Source organism: Macrococcus sp. CoH-51_TC_04 (assembly GCF_058188655.1).
The window spans coordinates 110,308-124,072 of sequence record NZ_JBVGOY010000003.1 but is presented as its reverse complement, the minus strand read 5'-3'; the positions used below and the strand labels follow the sequence as shown (position 1 = coordinate 124,072).

Below are 13,765 nucleotides of genomic sequence, written 5' to 3'. Positions count from 1 at the left end.
TTAATCAACAATAAAATTAAATTATCTCAATAATATTTTTCGCTATCAGTACTGCTACAGCAATAATTATGATGCTCGACACTTTATTTAGTACTAAGATGAATTTACCTTCTTGATCGATGTTCCCGACAAGCTTTCCGATTAGTCCGAGCGATATAAACCATATCCATGAAACAGAGATAGTGGTTATAGTGAATACTATTTTTTCAGCGTGTTGATACATTGCAGCATTTGTACCAATCACACCAATTGTATCCATGATGGCATGAGGATTTAATAAAGATACTGAAAGCGCAAAGCTTATTTGTTTCTTTACGGACATGGGTGGGCTATCAGATTTAGAGCTTGGTGATTCATGCCATAGCGACCATGCCATATAAAGTAAGAATATGAAACCTATAGAATAGATAATTAGTTGAAGCGCTGGATATTGATTTAATAATAATGAAACACCAAACACTGCAAGTAAGATGAGCAAAGTATCACAAAGACCTGCTGTAACGACGACTGGTATGATTTTTTTTAAAGCTTTTATGGTTTGCACCTTGATTGAAAACAAATACATTTTGTGCTCCGAGTGGTAATATTAACCCGAATGCGAGTAAGAATCCGTGCAAAATTGATTGAATCATATGAAAGACCTCCTTTATGATAGTATAAAGAAAAAGTCATACGTTTAAATCCACCAGATTAAAATGACAGGTCAACCAGGAGAAATCTATCCAACTTCAGATAAAGATAAAATAAGATTTTCATATGAATATATTGATGAAGCGCTGATAGAACCTAATATAAAGTGGCTAAGAGAAATCATTGAAAGTAAGAAGTTGATGGAGGTATATCATGACTTATGAAGAAATGTTCAAACGTTATAACAAGATGAGGCGGTTATCTAATGATAAAGAAAATATTGAAGCACTGCTGAGACAATATAAAGCGTTTGAAATACCGGTTCATTCAATTCATCACGATGATTATCACAATGATGAAGAAGTTGACCCACTGTATATTTATAAACTATTTCATATTAGTGATAAACATGCACTTAATAAAATCATAGATGCTGCATATAAAGATAAAGGAGACGATACATACCCTATAGGATCTGAACTTACTTATCAATCACTCATCGGAAGACATAATTCTGGCAGAGGGGTATCTATAGTCTTAGAATCAAAAGACGGAAAAAAGGTATCGAATTTTAAAGTTTATGGACAAGCTCAGAAATTAAGTGAATTGTTACTTTGCTACATTCCTTTTGAAACGATGACTGAAGATATTCAGAGTTCTGACTTTCAATATTTGCTGGAATGTTTAGATGGAAATGGCTTTTTATAAAATAAAAGTGTCGAACTATATAGAAGTCCGCCACCTAGACAGGTGGAAGAGGACAAAACCAACTGTAGGTGACGAACTATGTAGAAGTCCGCCACCTAGACAGGTGGAAGAGGACAAAACCAACTGTAGGTGACGAACTACATAGAAGTCCGCCACCTAGACAAGTGGAAGAGGGCAAAACTAACTGTAGGTGTCGAACTACACAGAAGTCCGACACCTAGACAAGTGGAAGAGGTCAAAACCAACTGTAGGTGACGAACTACACAAAAGTTCGCCACCTACAAAACACCGTCTCAACCTCACTCGTTCAATGTCACGACACCATTCTTAATATGCACCGTATCGCCACTTTCAACACGGTCATAAATTTCTTTTGATACGACATACAAGCGTTCTTTCCCATTACGTTTCACGATGATAGTATACGCTTTTCGGTTGCCGAGTTGTTGTCTGATTAAAGCTTGCTGTCTTTGCACGTTTGAAGAATGTCCGTACATAGCACCGTAAAATATTTGATTGTTCACGAACTGATTATGAGCAGCTTGATATTTCATTGGTCCAGAAAATTTACTGCGCATAGGAGGTGCAAGGGTTACTGCGTTTGATTTTGCACGCTGCATATTTCTCGAAGAACTCATACGTGATGTACTGTTCATTCGAATCATTGTGTTGATGCGTGATGCATTCATTGCCGCTCTTGAAGTCGTTGAAGCACGGGCTGCACTGCTGCTCGCACTCGAACTCGTTGACGATGAACCCGACGAACTCGTCGTACCCCCTGCATCAATGGTTTCGGGTATTAGCATCAATAACATCACAATCGCAAATATTTTTAATAACTTCATAGTCATCTACTCCACAACAGATTTTTTCTCGACCTTAGCATCGAATTCGCCTTCGTTGTCAAAGATGATATAAGGCTGTCTGAAGATATGGATATCATCTTTTTTCACTAAAATATAAGGCTTCGCATTCTCATCTTTAAGAATATGTTCTACGACATTCTCTGTATCAAATCGCTTAGATTTTAACTTGTTGTTGTCCTTGTAACCGACTTCCATGGACATCTTGCTCTCACTGCCGTTATTCAGCACTTCTGCATAGACGAGGTCATACTTCTTAACATTCTCACCAGATGCATCTGGTGCCTCTTTTTCTTTCGCATTCCCACATGCTGCAAGTAATAATGTTAATATTACGATATAGCTTAATCGTTTCATGTGTCCACTCCTTTATATACTGTTAATTTCACTTTATAATAACATTTTAAATTAGACAAAGAAAATTTAACAATAAACTTGAAATATGTCTGTTTTTATCATATAATATTCAGGTAATTGAATTTTGGAGGGATACCCAAGCCTGGTTAAGGGGACCGATATTTATATCGGTTAGAAGCTTTATAGCTTGCGTTGGTTCAAATCCTTCTCCCTCCGTAGACCGAGATCAGAACATGATGTTCTGGTCTTTTTTTGTGTTATATTTTAACAAAAGGAGTGATGACATGATTCAACCATGTACAATAGAGGACAAGCAAGCATTGCAGCATATCGCATATCAGACATTTGATGAAACGTTTAGAGCTCAAAATAAAAAAGAAAATATTGATCATTACTTGAAGACGGCTTTTACAGATGAAAAAGTAGAACGAGAACTTTCAAATCCACATTCATTCTTCTATTTTATATTTCATGAAGAACAGCTTGCCGGCTATTTAAAGTTAAATATAAAGGACGCACAGACTGAACCCTTTGATGAACATCATCTGGAAATTGAGCGTATCTATATTCTGAAGCAATTTCAGAAACATGGATTAGGAAAAGCACTATACCAGCATGCTCTTCAAAAAGCGCGTGCATTATCATGTGAACACATCTGGCTCGGTGTGTGGGAGAAGAATACAAACGCCATTGATTTCTATCAGAAGATGGGCTTTACAAAAGTCGACCAACATGCGTTTTTCATGGGCGACGACGAACAGATAGATATTATCATGTTAAAAAATATATAGAATTTTATCCTCGATATGGTATATTTTAGGTAAGAGGTGATCTAGGTGCTCAGTGACCAATTCAAAAAGGCGATGATGATCTATTTATCAATTTCTGTATTGATGTTAACTATAGCAATCTATCTCTACGAATACCTATGAAATCTTTCATCGCCTAGATACTGATAAAGGTAAAATTGGTCTTGCCATGATGTGTATGCACAAAATAAACAGCAGAAGATAATAGGGGGCTTAAAGATGAAATGCGTACACTGTAATCACAAATTCACTTTTAAAGAACGCATGAAAGCGGCATGGAAACCTTCTACGGATACTATCGTCATATGTCCGAAGTGTGGCGGTAGACAATATATCTCAAACAAAAGAATGGCGAAATCATATGGATTAATGCTGCTAGTGGAACTCATACTGATCATAGCAGCACCACTAATTAAAATACCCATACCCCTCCTTACAGTCTTGATGATTATCGCGCTTGCTTTAGTCATCGTGCTATTTCCGTTATCACTGAAACTCGTCGCTGAGAAAGATGGATTGCTTGAAGAACAGTTTCGGGAGATGGAGAAGAAACAAAAGAGGAAATCGCTATGACAAAACAATATTATCTAATCACTACAATTATTATGTTCATAATTAATACCATCGTTATTTCAACGATGGTGATTTTGCAATACATTTTAGGGTTTGCAAATGAATATATAGATTATATGTATAGTGATGGAAATACATATCATTCATTAAATCACAATAATATCTTCTTAAGCTATGTCAGCTTTGTACCTATCACACTTGCTGTAATTTCGTTAGTTACACTTTATGAATACAAAAATTACGATAAAAATAATCCCGCATGACAATGTCATGTGGGATTTGTGATAGTCGTTTTGACTAATATAATTGTCAAAATAACTATCATAAATTACAATTAGATTATAAATGATTGAAAGGAGCTGCGCCTATTGAAGAATCGATTAAAGGAACTCCGTGCAAGAGAGGGATATAATCAAACCCAGCTTGCCAAACTTGCGCATGTTTCAAGGCAGACGATTTCACTTATCGAACGCGATGATTTCATGCCATCTATACTAACCGCTGTTAGAATCGCTAGAATATTTAATGAGCGGGTAGAAGATATATTTATATTTGAGGAGGATGAGTTATGAGTAAGAAAAAGAATAGTGGATTTCTAAAAATAATGATTGGAATGGCTTTCGGTGCTATCGCAGGATACAGTATTCCTGCACTCTACGATGCAGTAACATCACTTCAAGCAACATATAATATAAAAATCCTTTGGTATATCGTGCCGATATTATTTGTGATTGCTTTATACTTATACTTTAAGTCTGTCCAGCAATTTAAAGCGATGAACAGTGATATCAATTTACCTGAAGATGATCGGTTTATCTACCAAGTGACCCATCATAATAAAGCATCAGCAAATGTAGTGAATGCCTATCATATATTGTTATTATCGCTTTGTTTAAGTATAACGATATTAATTGAACCTGAGAGGTCACATATTATCATATTCGCTGTATACTTTATTGCTTGTGCAATATTTTATACATTCATCAGTAAACAGACGGCTAAAGTGTTAACGGCATATCCGACGATAACAAACAGTGACGTGTCGATCAAGTTTGGAGATCCAAATTTGATGGAGAAAGTGATTGATGGCATTGATGAAGGTGAACGCTTAGTAATGTTACGTTCATTATCAAAGACATATGAAATTATGATTCTCATGCTTTCAGTGATACTCATGCTGCTAGGAATATATCAAGCAGCTACTGGGGAAAATCAGTACTTAGCCATGTTTGCAATTGCTGCAGTACTTATTTATTCAACAGTTGTATACTATAAGAAGAACGAAGAGTTTAACCGTTAAGGAGCTGTCGTGATGAGGCACATAAAGAGAAAACCGAAACAATTTATTATTATGCTTATATTATCTACAATTTATATCATGGTTAATGTAATGGGAAATGATAGTGTGTGGTGGAGTATTGCTTATGGGCTCCTTATTATAAGTACAGTGATGACTTTCTTCATCACGACAAGCGATGAAGAGGAGATTAATGAACAGCTTGATCAGGAAGTGAAGCGGCTCAATATGCCACGTGAGCGTTTGTATCAAGTAACAGGTTATAATCGATATGAGGTTTCAAAGAGTGAAGATGGCCAAATAATCTTCTGGATACCAATGTCGCAGAAAAAAGTATTGCTGAAAAAATTAAAAGGCATGGAACCGGAGCAAGAATAAAGTAACTTTAAAGTGTATAAAAAATCCAGCACACATTCACGTGTACTGGATTATTTTTTATGATTCTAAATAGTTATGTGTAACTGCTGCTACTGCTGCACCTACTAATGGTGCTACGATGAAGATCCATAATGTTGATAATGCTTCGCCACCAGTGAATAACGCTGGAGCGATACTTCTTGCAGGGTTTACTGATGTACCAGTTAACGGAATTCCGATTAAATGTACCATCGTTAATGTAAATCCAATTACAAGTACTGCTAAGCTTGGTGCGATAAATTTCGTTTTCGTTACTGATAATACAACGAAGACGAATACAAATGTAAGGATAACTTCAACTAAGAAAGCACCCCAGATTGTTAAATCGCCAGGCGCGTTTGCACCGTAAGAGAATGGAATCTCAGTTTTGAATGACTTAAGAATCGCCCAAATTAATGTTGTTGCAAGTAATGCACCGATTGTCTGGAATACTGAATAGATCGCAAAGTCTTTAAGTGATAATCTTTTATCTAAAAACATCGCAAACGAAATTGCTGGATTTAAATGTCCGCCTGAGATATCACCTATTGCGTATGCTGCTGCGATAACAGTTAAACCGAATGCAAATGCGATGCCGAATATACCGACGTTGTTGTCTGGATTAAGTGATGCCATAACAGCAGTCCCTGTCCCGAAGAATACTAATACAAATGTTCCTAATAGTTCTGATAAATACTTTTTCATTAAATTGCCTCCTAAAGCTGATTTGTACATCTTATAACAAATAACTTGTAAATACAAATGCTGTTTTTTTATTGGCATCATCGTATTTGATGTTAAACTATGAGTAAAACTTACTTAAAAGGTGAAGTCATGGCACATATATTAATTATTGAGGACGACAGAGATATTGCGGATTTATTAGCGCTTACATTAAGCGGACATTATGATGTGACGGTGGCACATGATGGTAAAGAAGGTTATATGTATATTAAGGAACAGGCGTTTGATCTGATCTTGCTGGATCTGATGATGCCTTACATGAATGGTAAAACGTTGCTAGGCGAGATAAAGCATCATACAAATACGAAAGTGATTATTATTACGGCTAAGCATGAACTTGAACATAAGGTGAACTTGCTGACTCTTGGTGCGGATGATTATATTACAAAGCCTTTCTATCAGGAGGAGGTGCTGGCGCGTGTTATGGTACAGCTTAGGAATGTGGAGAAAGGGGGCAGTCTTATCACGCATAGAGCATTGGAGCTGGACACTGAGAAACGTGAAGTGACTCTGAATAATAAAGGGATTCAGCTTACGAATTCTGAGTTTGATATATTGACGATATTAATGAAGCATCCGGAAGTACCGTTATCAAAGCAAAAGATATTCAACGCACTCGGGAATGGGACGTATGTTGGTGATGATAATACTGTCAGTGTGCATGTGTCGAATATACGAAAGAAATTCAGTCAGATTACTGATGAACCATATATTAAGACGGTATGGGGGATTGGATTCATGCTCATATAAATCTTTATGATTTCTTTAAACTTTTCTTAAAGGATTTTAACAGTCGTTTCATTACAATGATATTAATCAATCTTTAAGGAGGGTATTATGGAATCTATTATCAGAACACATCAGCTCGAGAAGACGTTTACAACGAATAAAGGCTTAAAACCACTTGATTTCCAGTTATTCAAAGGTGAAATCTGTGCGATTATCGGTAAGAACGGTGCAGGAAAATCAACTTTCTTCAAACTGCTGGCAGGGCAATTACAGCCAACTGGTGGAGAAATGGCTTTCTTCGATTATGCAGCAACAGAGTCGAATCGTGCGCGTAAACGTATGGGATTTATGATTGAAAGTCCTGAATTCTTTGCAGATCTTACAGCTTATGAGAATTTGAATTACTTTAGATTACAACGCGGTATTAGCAGTAAGGATGCGGTTAAACGCGTGATTGAAGCCGTGGATCTCTCAAAATATCCTGCAACACGCTTTAAGGAATATTCAATGGGAATGAAACAAAGGCTTGGCTTGGCACTTACGTTAATGGCAGGCCCAGACTGTCTTGTACTCGATGAACCGACAAATGGGTTAGATGCTGAAGGGATTTCAGATATTCGTAAATTACTGCTCAAGTTAAATAAAGAACAAGATATCACGATTCTAATATCAAGTCATATCTTGTCAGAATTACAACTCGTCGCAACGCGTTTTCTCTTTATCGATAAAGGTCAGGTTATTGAGGATATCTCGAGAGAAGAATTACATAACAGAAACCGTAAATCACTGAAATTAATTGTCGATCATCCATCACGCGCAGCACGTGTATTAGAAGAAAGCTTCGCGGACTTAAAGTATACAGTATTGCCGGATAATACGTTAAAACTGGATAATCATGTAGAAGATGCAGCACAGATTAACAGAATATTGATGCAGCATGATATCGATGTGAAAGAAATCATGACCGAGACCAATAGTCTGGAAGATTACTTCCTAAGCTTAGAGGTGACGCCATGATGAACTATATGAGAAGTGAAGCGTATAAGTTACTTAGAACAAAAGGGATATATATCACTTATGCAATCTGTATTACGCTGCTGATAATTGCCGCACTGACGCTTTATTATTTTGGGCATAACGGGGAGTACTTCCCGTACTATAGAGCAGATTTCTATTATAACAATGTGTTTGGAATGTGGCTTTTCATTGTGATGATAGGTGCAGTAATCAATTCATTCCTGACGAATAAAGAGAGTAAGCGTGTATTAAAACAAAGTATATCGTTTGGGATTTCTAGAGCAACGATCTACTTCAGTAAATATTTAGTAGCGCTTATCGCATTTACAATCCTATGTATACTAGGTACTATTGTGCTGCTGACATGTGGACAGCTGTTCTTTCCGAAAGACACGCGTGCAGTAGAGGAGTTCCTGCTCTCACTCATTAACTTCTCACCGATAATACTCGGCGCATTTAGTCTCGTACATGCACTTAATATGGTGATTCGAAGAGAAACAACAGCAATTGTATCATTTATATTCATCCTGCTTGGCACATCTACAGTAGCTTATATTCTCACTAAAATAAATAAAGCTTTTGACGTATTCTACAACCTCACACCAAAAGTGCTGAGTGATAGAGTGCTGTCAGAATTTATGAATCATAATGTAGAATTAAGTGCAGACTTCTGGATATCCAGTCTCATTATCACAAGTTTGAGCTTATTCATTGGCTATCGACTATTTAAAAAAGAAGACTTCTAGAAAAGAGGAGAAATATGGGCATCGCATTCATTATTATAACATTTATATGTATCGCATCCGTAGTACTGAATGCGATGTACTATTATGACCTAAAGCGTATTGCACGGCAGTTAACGGAAGTGAGTCATCGAGCACACACAAATGAACGCATCCGCACGGAGACGCATTTGAAAAGAGTGAACGACGTAACAGATGGTATTAACGGACTGATTGATAAACAAATATCAGAACGTGTACACTATCAGAAGGATCTGCAGGCTCAAAAAGAAGAGTGGGCGAACGTGTCACATGACCTTAGAACACCACTGACATCACTTCGTGGATATATGGAAGTGATACAGAAAGAGACAATGACAGAAGCGGAGCGTACGCATTACTTAACGATAATGGAACGTAAAATAGATGATCTGATAGAACATATCAATACATTCTATGATGTGTCGTTAATAGAATCTGAAAGTATTCAATTAGAGCGTGAATATATAGCGGTTAACAGTATTATCAACGATGTCCTGCTGCTCTACTTCAGAGAAATCGAACATAAAGACCTCGACATACAAATTACAGAAACAACGCACGAAATCTATATTGATAAACAAGCAACCATACGTATTATTAACAACGTTATTATCAATGCCCTCAGATTTGCAGAACGCTATATCCATATATACTATGAGCACTCTGGAGACAAGCTGATTGTAACGATTGAAAATGATATGAAAGAGAAAGTAACCAACCCAGCTAGACTATTCGAACGTTCTGTAATGGGAGATTCGAGCAGACAAGGGACGCATAACGGACTAGGACTATATATCGTGAAGAAATTGATGGAACTGCAGGACGGCACTGCACATATTGAAGTGGATGAACAAGTATTTAAGATGCAGCTCATGTTTGAAAATTAATTAAAACAAGTCAGGAGTATGATACTTCTGACTTGTTTTTTAAATTAATCACATACTTTGTACCTTGTTTAGAAGACGTAATAATTAACCCTAAATTCATCCGTTCACAGATACTATTGATAATACCGCTACCTGATTTTTGAGGAGGATTACTGTTAACAGTAAATCCAATACCATAATCTTTGATAATGAGCTGAGAATTATTCAATTTAATTGAAATTTCACCTGTTTTAGAATGATGAGTAATATTTGAAAGGATATTATCAAATAACCGCTCATATAAAAGCTGGTCTCCATTCCAGATAATATTCTGAACAATATTTGTTATTATTGTGATTTGTTTTTTCTCAAGTAAGTATTGCCATTTATCTAAAGATTTATTTAAAAGCTGGCTAATATTTATATCATCCAGAAATAAATATTGGTTCTGTAAATCTACTTCTGCAGCCTCGCTCACCTTTTTAACAAGCTGACTTGTGTAATTGATCCTAGAGTATATATGCTCTATTTTTTCATCAGGGATGTGATAGTCGTCTGCAAGTTCATAAAGTTCAAGTGTAATAGCTGTCAAAGGTGTATTAATATCGTGCGATAGTTGCTGGATATGTTCGTTTTTTGTTTTTAAATTTGTATCAAGCAGCATTTCTTTATGTCTTAAGCGATCAATTAATTTATTGATAGTTTGAGCGAGTAAGTTGATTTCATCCTGGCTATTCTTTGATACTTCAATTTTATTTGGATAAATATCTTTGTAAATAATTTCTTCAAGTGTATTATCTAGTTGAGTGATTCTTTTGATTGTATTTTTGAAGAATTTAGCACCAATAATAACAAAAATGAAAAGTAATAAAAAATAAAATAAATAAAAGTTTACATATAAAAATGAACTGCTAAACTTTTTATCTACATTTAGCATTGAAAACAATGTGGTGTGTATAAACAGGAACATATAGTTAAGTAAGATAAAGCTGATAGGAATAAGCACAATACATACAGACATAACGAAGTAATATTTGCGAATAAGACTTTTATTCTTCATGTGACACCATCCTATAGCCAATTCCGTAAATTGTTTTAATTATTTTAGCATCATGATCCTGTAGCTTCGAACGTAGTCTCTTAACATATGTATTTAATAGATTATCGAATTTATCTTCATCAAACCAAATATAGTCAAATAACTGCTCTTTCGTTAGTACAGTGTTCAAATTACTGAATAAATAAAAGAAAAGCTTATGTTCAGTTTTGGTTAATTTAATAACCTCATCTGATGCGTCATATATAATGTGATTAACAGTATCTATTTTAAAATTATGGAATGTAGTAACATCGTCAATATAATGTTTATCTAATAAATTTTGAACTCTAGCTATAAGTTCTAGTGGATGAAAGGGTTTAGTGATGTAATCTTCACCGTTACTCAAACCTTGCAGTTTTGTGTCAATATCATTTCTGGCAGACATGAAGATAATAGGGATATTAGAGAACTTCCGAATGTCTTGCGTAATTGAAAGCCCATTATCATAAGGGAGCATAATATCCATTATGATTAAATGCATATCAACCAGTTGTTGAATAACATTTTCTCCGGTTTGATTAATGAATATATTTAAACCTTTTGATTCTAAAAGCCTCTTTAAACTATGAAGTATTATTGTATCATCTTCTATGATTAGCACATTAAACCCTTTCATTTCACTATCCCTCTCTATTTATTAATCAATACAAATCCGATTCCATAAAACACGATATATCCTAAGAACAATAAAAGAACTGGTAGATACTTTTTATTATTTTTAGTCCTATCTTTAGGTTTAACTTCATTGAGTAATGCAATGATAAAATTAAAGATATAAACGAACGCGATAACTATTGCTGCACCTAAACAAAGCATTGCAATGATAATAAACCCTACTCCAATATTATTTTCCATTAATATCTCCTCCTTTATGATAACAATATATAATCCAAATCTGAATAAATTATGAATTTCATATAAAAATCGCAATTGAAATAAAAAAAGTTAAATTTTTTTAAAATATATTGAAACGGAAAATCATATATTATTAACAGATATCCGCAATGTTTAAAATTGAAGTGGAACTTTGATATTTTTTATTGAGCTAGGTCAACTAGAATCTATTGAGAGTGAATATCCTGAATATTTGTTAGCGTTAAATCAATTTAATAAGACAGCGAATTGCGAAAGTATACAGAAACTGAACGCACTGAATTGGATATTGGACAAATACATTAAAGGAGAGTGATGATATATTAAATTTAGAAAAAATATATACACACTTTAAATAGCACATGGAAATAGTTGATGAAGTTAATAAAATGAGGAAATAAATCCATAAGAAAATATAGTGCCCCCCTAAAGTTGAACCTTAAAATTCAGCTTTAGGGGTGTTTATTTTAATAATTGAAATATTTTCCTTGAATTAATATTCCATACAAATGACCATTATTTTATAATATTAATTAAATAAAATAAAAGGGGAATGGATAATGTTTAGTTTTAAGAGAATTATGACAGTAGTCATCGCTATCGCATTGTTAGGAATCCTTGGGATAATTTCAATTCCATATGTAAAAGGCGAGCGAGAAGTATTTAAGAGTGAGAAAGTAAATGAACAGAAATCTAAAACAAGTGAAACAAAGAAGGAAGAAAAATCAGCTGCTAGTAAATTAGAAGAAGCGCTCAAGAAGCAGGATGTTTATGCGTTTGATGCAAAGTATGTGGTGCAGCATGATGACTTGAAAGCTCTATACCCTGATATGTTACAAGCGCTTGTTAAAAATAATACGAATAAGGATATTCGTGATATACAGTATGGTTTTGTAGCGTGGGACAAGAACGGATTACCAATTAAGATTAAAGGAAGTATTGATTTCGGAAAGAGCTACTTACGTGGTGTGAACGGAGATGCTGTAAATATTCCTGCGAAAGGTGAGTTCGGGAAAGCACACGGGTTTGAGATTAAAGCGAACCTTGGGATCGATACCTTTAAACCGGTAGTCGTCAGCTATACAGACTTTGAAGGGAAGAAATGGGATAATCCAAGTTTAGATGAATTTATGAAAGTATATGAAGGTAAACGATTGAAAGATATTAAAGATGGTAAGAAGTACGTGTTCTATCGAAACGGAAAGACGAAACAACCAGAAAAGTCTGAAACAGCGACTTTACCGGAAGATTTAGACCAGAAGAAGCTTGATGAGATCAGTAAGAACATTGAAGAAAAAAGCAAAATCTCTAAAGAAGAATTAGAAGCATACTTAGCATACCTTAGACTTATGGGATTCATTGCATACCTTGATGCCTATGAAGCGCTGTACGGGATAGATGACATTTATGGTTATTACGAAGTAGAAGAAACAGATCCGAGTGACTACAATTTCGACGACTACGACTTTGAAGACTATGAGGAGGAAGATGTCGACAGTTCAGAAAGTGATACAGAAGAATGGACTGACACGGAAGAAGATTATGACACGGAAGAAGAATATGATACTGAGAGTGAAGAAGAGGACACGGATGAACCTGTGACGGAAGAATCAATTGAAGAATCGATTGAAGAAGAAACAATCGAAGACGAGACGATTGAAGAAGAATCAAGTGAAGAAGAACCAGAAGAGCCATCAGAGGAAACATATGATAGTGAAACGAGTGTTGAAGAAGATACAGCGGAGTAGAATGGAAATCACAGTCTTCAGAGACTACTATTTTTGATTTTACGAATAAAGTCAATCTATAAAAAATAATTGAGAAAATAAAAAACCTCACTGACACAGTGAGGTGTTGGTATGAGTACGACTTTAACGCTTTAAGCTTATTTTAACTTAACCATGATCTTTTAGGATGAAGTGAAACACGTGTTCTTCTATAATAACGATAATCAGAATACACTCATATTCCTCACACCTATTATTGGGATAGTTGGCACATTCTTCGGTTTCATGATAGAAAAAGGATAGCTAAGAGCAT

At 35.2% G+C, this 13,765-nt stretch carries 19 protein-coding genes, 1 tRNA gene and 1 pseudogene; 14 read left to right on the top strand and 7 right to left on the bottom strand.

What is annotated here, in order from left to right; genetic code table 11:
• Window positions 1–16: 16 nt before the first annotated feature.
• A pseudogene (locus ACZ2V4_RS04655) lies at window positions 17–632 on the bottom strand (LysE/ArgO family amino acid transporter).
• A 63-nt stretch (window positions 633–695) separates the two neighbouring features.
• Between ACZ2V4_RS04655 and ACZ2V4_RS04650 the strand changes: the two are divergent.
• Both ACZ2V4_RS04650 and ACZ2V4_RS04645 read left to right on the top strand, forming a co-directional pair.
• Window positions 696–854, top strand: a complete 159-nt coding sequence (locus ACZ2V4_RS04650) for a hypothetical protein (RefSeq protein ID WP_490514558.1) — start codon at window positions 696–698, stop codon at window positions 852–854.
• Window positions 844–1,338 (top strand): hypothetical protein, encoded by a 495-nt coding sequence (locus tag ACZ2V4_RS04645; RefSeq protein WP_490514557.1) that lies wholly within the window; start codon window positions 844–846, stop codon window positions 1,336–1,338. The genes ACZ2V4_RS04650 and ACZ2V4_RS04645 overlap by 11 nt, the downstream gene beginning before the upstream one ends.
• A gap of 299 nt (window positions 1,339–1,637) precedes the next feature.
• On the opposite strand, the gene ACZ2V4_RS04640 is transcribed toward ACZ2V4_RS04645, so the two are convergent.
• Window positions 1,638–2,183 (bottom strand): hypothetical protein, encoded by a 546-nt coding sequence (locus ACZ2V4_RS04640; protein WP_490514556.1) that lies wholly within the window; start codon window positions 2,181–2,183, stop codon window positions 1,638–1,640.
• Between the two features lie 6 nt (window positions 2,184–2,189).
• Window positions 2,190–2,558 (bottom strand): hypothetical protein, encoded by a 369-nt coding sequence (locus tag ACZ2V4_RS04635; RefSeq protein WP_490514555.1) that lies wholly within the window; start codon window positions 2,556–2,558, stop codon window positions 2,190–2,192.
• Window positions 2,559–2,684: 126 nt separating this feature from the next.
• Between ACZ2V4_RS04635 and ACZ2V4_RS04630 the strand changes: the two genes are divergently transcribed.
• From ACZ2V4_RS04630 to ACZ2V4_RS04600, 7 genes are all read left to right on the top strand, one after another.
• Window positions 2,685–2,774 (top strand) — tRNA-Lys (locus tag ACZ2V4_RS04630).
• Window positions 2,775–2,842: 68 nt separating this feature from the next.
• Complete coding sequence (locus ACZ2V4_RS04625) at window positions 2,843–3,349, top strand: GNAT family N-acetyltransferase (protein WP_198550632.1); 507 nt, start codon at window positions 2,843–2,845, stop codon at window positions 3,347–3,349.
• Window positions 3,350–3,586: 237 nt separating this feature from the next.
• The gene (locus ACZ2V4_RS04620; RefSeq protein WP_419895117.1) at window positions 3,587–3,940 is read left to right on the top strand and encodes a TIGR04104 family putative zinc finger protein; all 354 of its coding nucleotides are present in this window, start codon (window positions 3,587–3,589) and stop codon (window positions 3,938–3,940) included.
• Window positions 3,937–4,203, top strand: coding sequence for a hypothetical protein (locus tag ACZ2V4_RS04615; RefSeq protein ID WP_101035858.1), 267 nt, complete (start codon window positions 3,937–3,939; stop codon window positions 4,201–4,203). The genes ACZ2V4_RS04620 and ACZ2V4_RS04615 overlap by 4 nt, the downstream gene beginning before the upstream one ends.
• Before the next feature lie 105 nt (window positions 4,204–4,308).
• The gene (locus ACZ2V4_RS04610; protein ID WP_101035854.1) at window positions 4,309–4,512 is read left to right on the top strand and encodes a helix-turn-helix transcriptional regulator; all 204 of its coding nucleotides are present in this window, start codon (window positions 4,309–4,311) and stop codon (window positions 4,510–4,512) included.
• On the top strand, window positions 4,509–5,240 hold the full coding sequence (locus ACZ2V4_RS04605; RefSeq protein WP_490514554.1) for a DUF3169 family protein: 732 nt from the start codon (window positions 4,509–4,511) through the stop codon (window positions 5,238–5,240). The genes ACZ2V4_RS04610 and ACZ2V4_RS04605 overlap by 4 nt, the downstream gene beginning before the upstream one ends.
• 12 nt (window positions 5,241–5,252) lie before the next feature.
• Window positions 5,253–5,615 carry a hypothetical protein gene (locus ACZ2V4_RS04600; RefSeq protein ID WP_099482763.1) on the top strand — a complete coding sequence of 121 codons (363 nt, stop codon included), beginning with the start codon at window positions 5,253–5,255 and terminating at the stop codon, window positions 5,613–5,615.
• Window positions 5,616–5,672: 57 nt separating this feature from the next.
• On the opposite strand, the gene ACZ2V4_RS04595 is transcribed toward ACZ2V4_RS04600, so the two are convergent.
• Window positions 5,673–6,368, bottom strand: coding sequence for an MIP/aquaporin family protein (locus ACZ2V4_RS04595; RefSeq protein ID WP_458620342.1), 696 nt, complete (start codon window positions 6,366–6,368; stop codon window positions 5,673–5,675).
• A gap of 69 nt (window positions 6,369–6,437) precedes the next feature.
• Between ACZ2V4_RS04595 and ACZ2V4_RS04590 the strand changes: the two genes are divergently transcribed.
• The 4 genes from ACZ2V4_RS04590 (at window position 6,438) to ACZ2V4_RS04575 (ending at window position 9,774) form a co-directional block, all read left to right on the top strand.
• Window positions 6,438–7,127, top strand: a complete 690-nt coding sequence (locus ACZ2V4_RS04590; RefSeq protein ID WP_420493958.1) for a response regulator transcription factor — start codon at window positions 6,438–6,440, stop codon at window positions 7,125–7,127.
• 87 nt (window positions 7,128–7,214) lie between these two features.
• On the top strand, window positions 7,215–8,123 hold the full coding sequence (locus ACZ2V4_RS04585) for an ABC transporter ATP-binding protein (RefSeq protein WP_490514553.1): 909 nt from the start codon (window positions 7,215–7,217) through the stop codon (window positions 8,121–8,123).
• Window positions 8,120–8,869 carry an ABC transporter permease gene (locus ACZ2V4_RS04580; RefSeq protein WP_490514552.1) on the top strand — a complete coding sequence of 250 codons (750 nt, stop codon included), beginning with the start codon at window positions 8,120–8,122 and terminating at the stop codon, window positions 8,867–8,869. Before ACZ2V4_RS04585 ends, ACZ2V4_RS04580 begins: the two co-directional genes overlap by 4 nt.
• 14 nt (window positions 8,870–8,883) lie before the next feature.
• Window positions 8,884–9,774 (top strand): sensor histidine kinase, encoded by an 891-nt coding sequence (locus tag ACZ2V4_RS04575; protein ID WP_490514551.1) that lies wholly within the window; start codon window positions 8,884–8,886, stop codon window positions 9,772–9,774.
• A 10-nt stretch (window positions 9,775–9,784) separates the two neighbouring features.
• Here ACZ2V4_RS04575 and ACZ2V4_RS04570 read toward each other — a convergent pair whose 3' ends face one another.
• Genes ACZ2V4_RS04570 through ACZ2V4_RS04560 form a run of 3 tightly spaced genes read right to left on the bottom strand, consistent with a single transcriptional unit; the run spans window position 9,785 to window position 11,707 of the window.
• Window positions 9,785–10,813, bottom strand: coding sequence for a sensor histidine kinase (locus ACZ2V4_RS04570; RefSeq protein WP_490514550.1), 1,029 nt, complete (start codon window positions 10,811–10,813; stop codon window positions 9,785–9,787).
• Window positions 10,803–11,468, bottom strand: a complete 666-nt coding sequence (locus ACZ2V4_RS04565; protein WP_490514549.1) for a response regulator transcription factor — start codon at window positions 11,466–11,468, stop codon at window positions 10,803–10,805. Before ACZ2V4_RS04565 ends, ACZ2V4_RS04570 begins: the two co-directional genes overlap by 11 nt.
• Window positions 11,469–11,482: 14 nt before the next feature.
• Window positions 11,483–11,707, bottom strand: a complete 225-nt coding sequence (locus tag ACZ2V4_RS04560; protein WP_101152050.1) for a hypothetical protein — start codon at window positions 11,705–11,707, stop codon at window positions 11,483–11,485.
• 578 nt (window positions 11,708–12,285) lie between these two features.
• Here ACZ2V4_RS04560 and ACZ2V4_RS04555 point away from each other — a divergent pair.
• Window positions 12,286–13,473, top strand: coding sequence for a DUF5780 domain-containing protein (locus ACZ2V4_RS04555; RefSeq protein WP_490514548.1), 1,188 nt, complete (start codon window positions 12,286–12,288; stop codon window positions 13,471–13,473).
• Window positions 13,474–13,765: the final 292 nt, after the last annotated feature.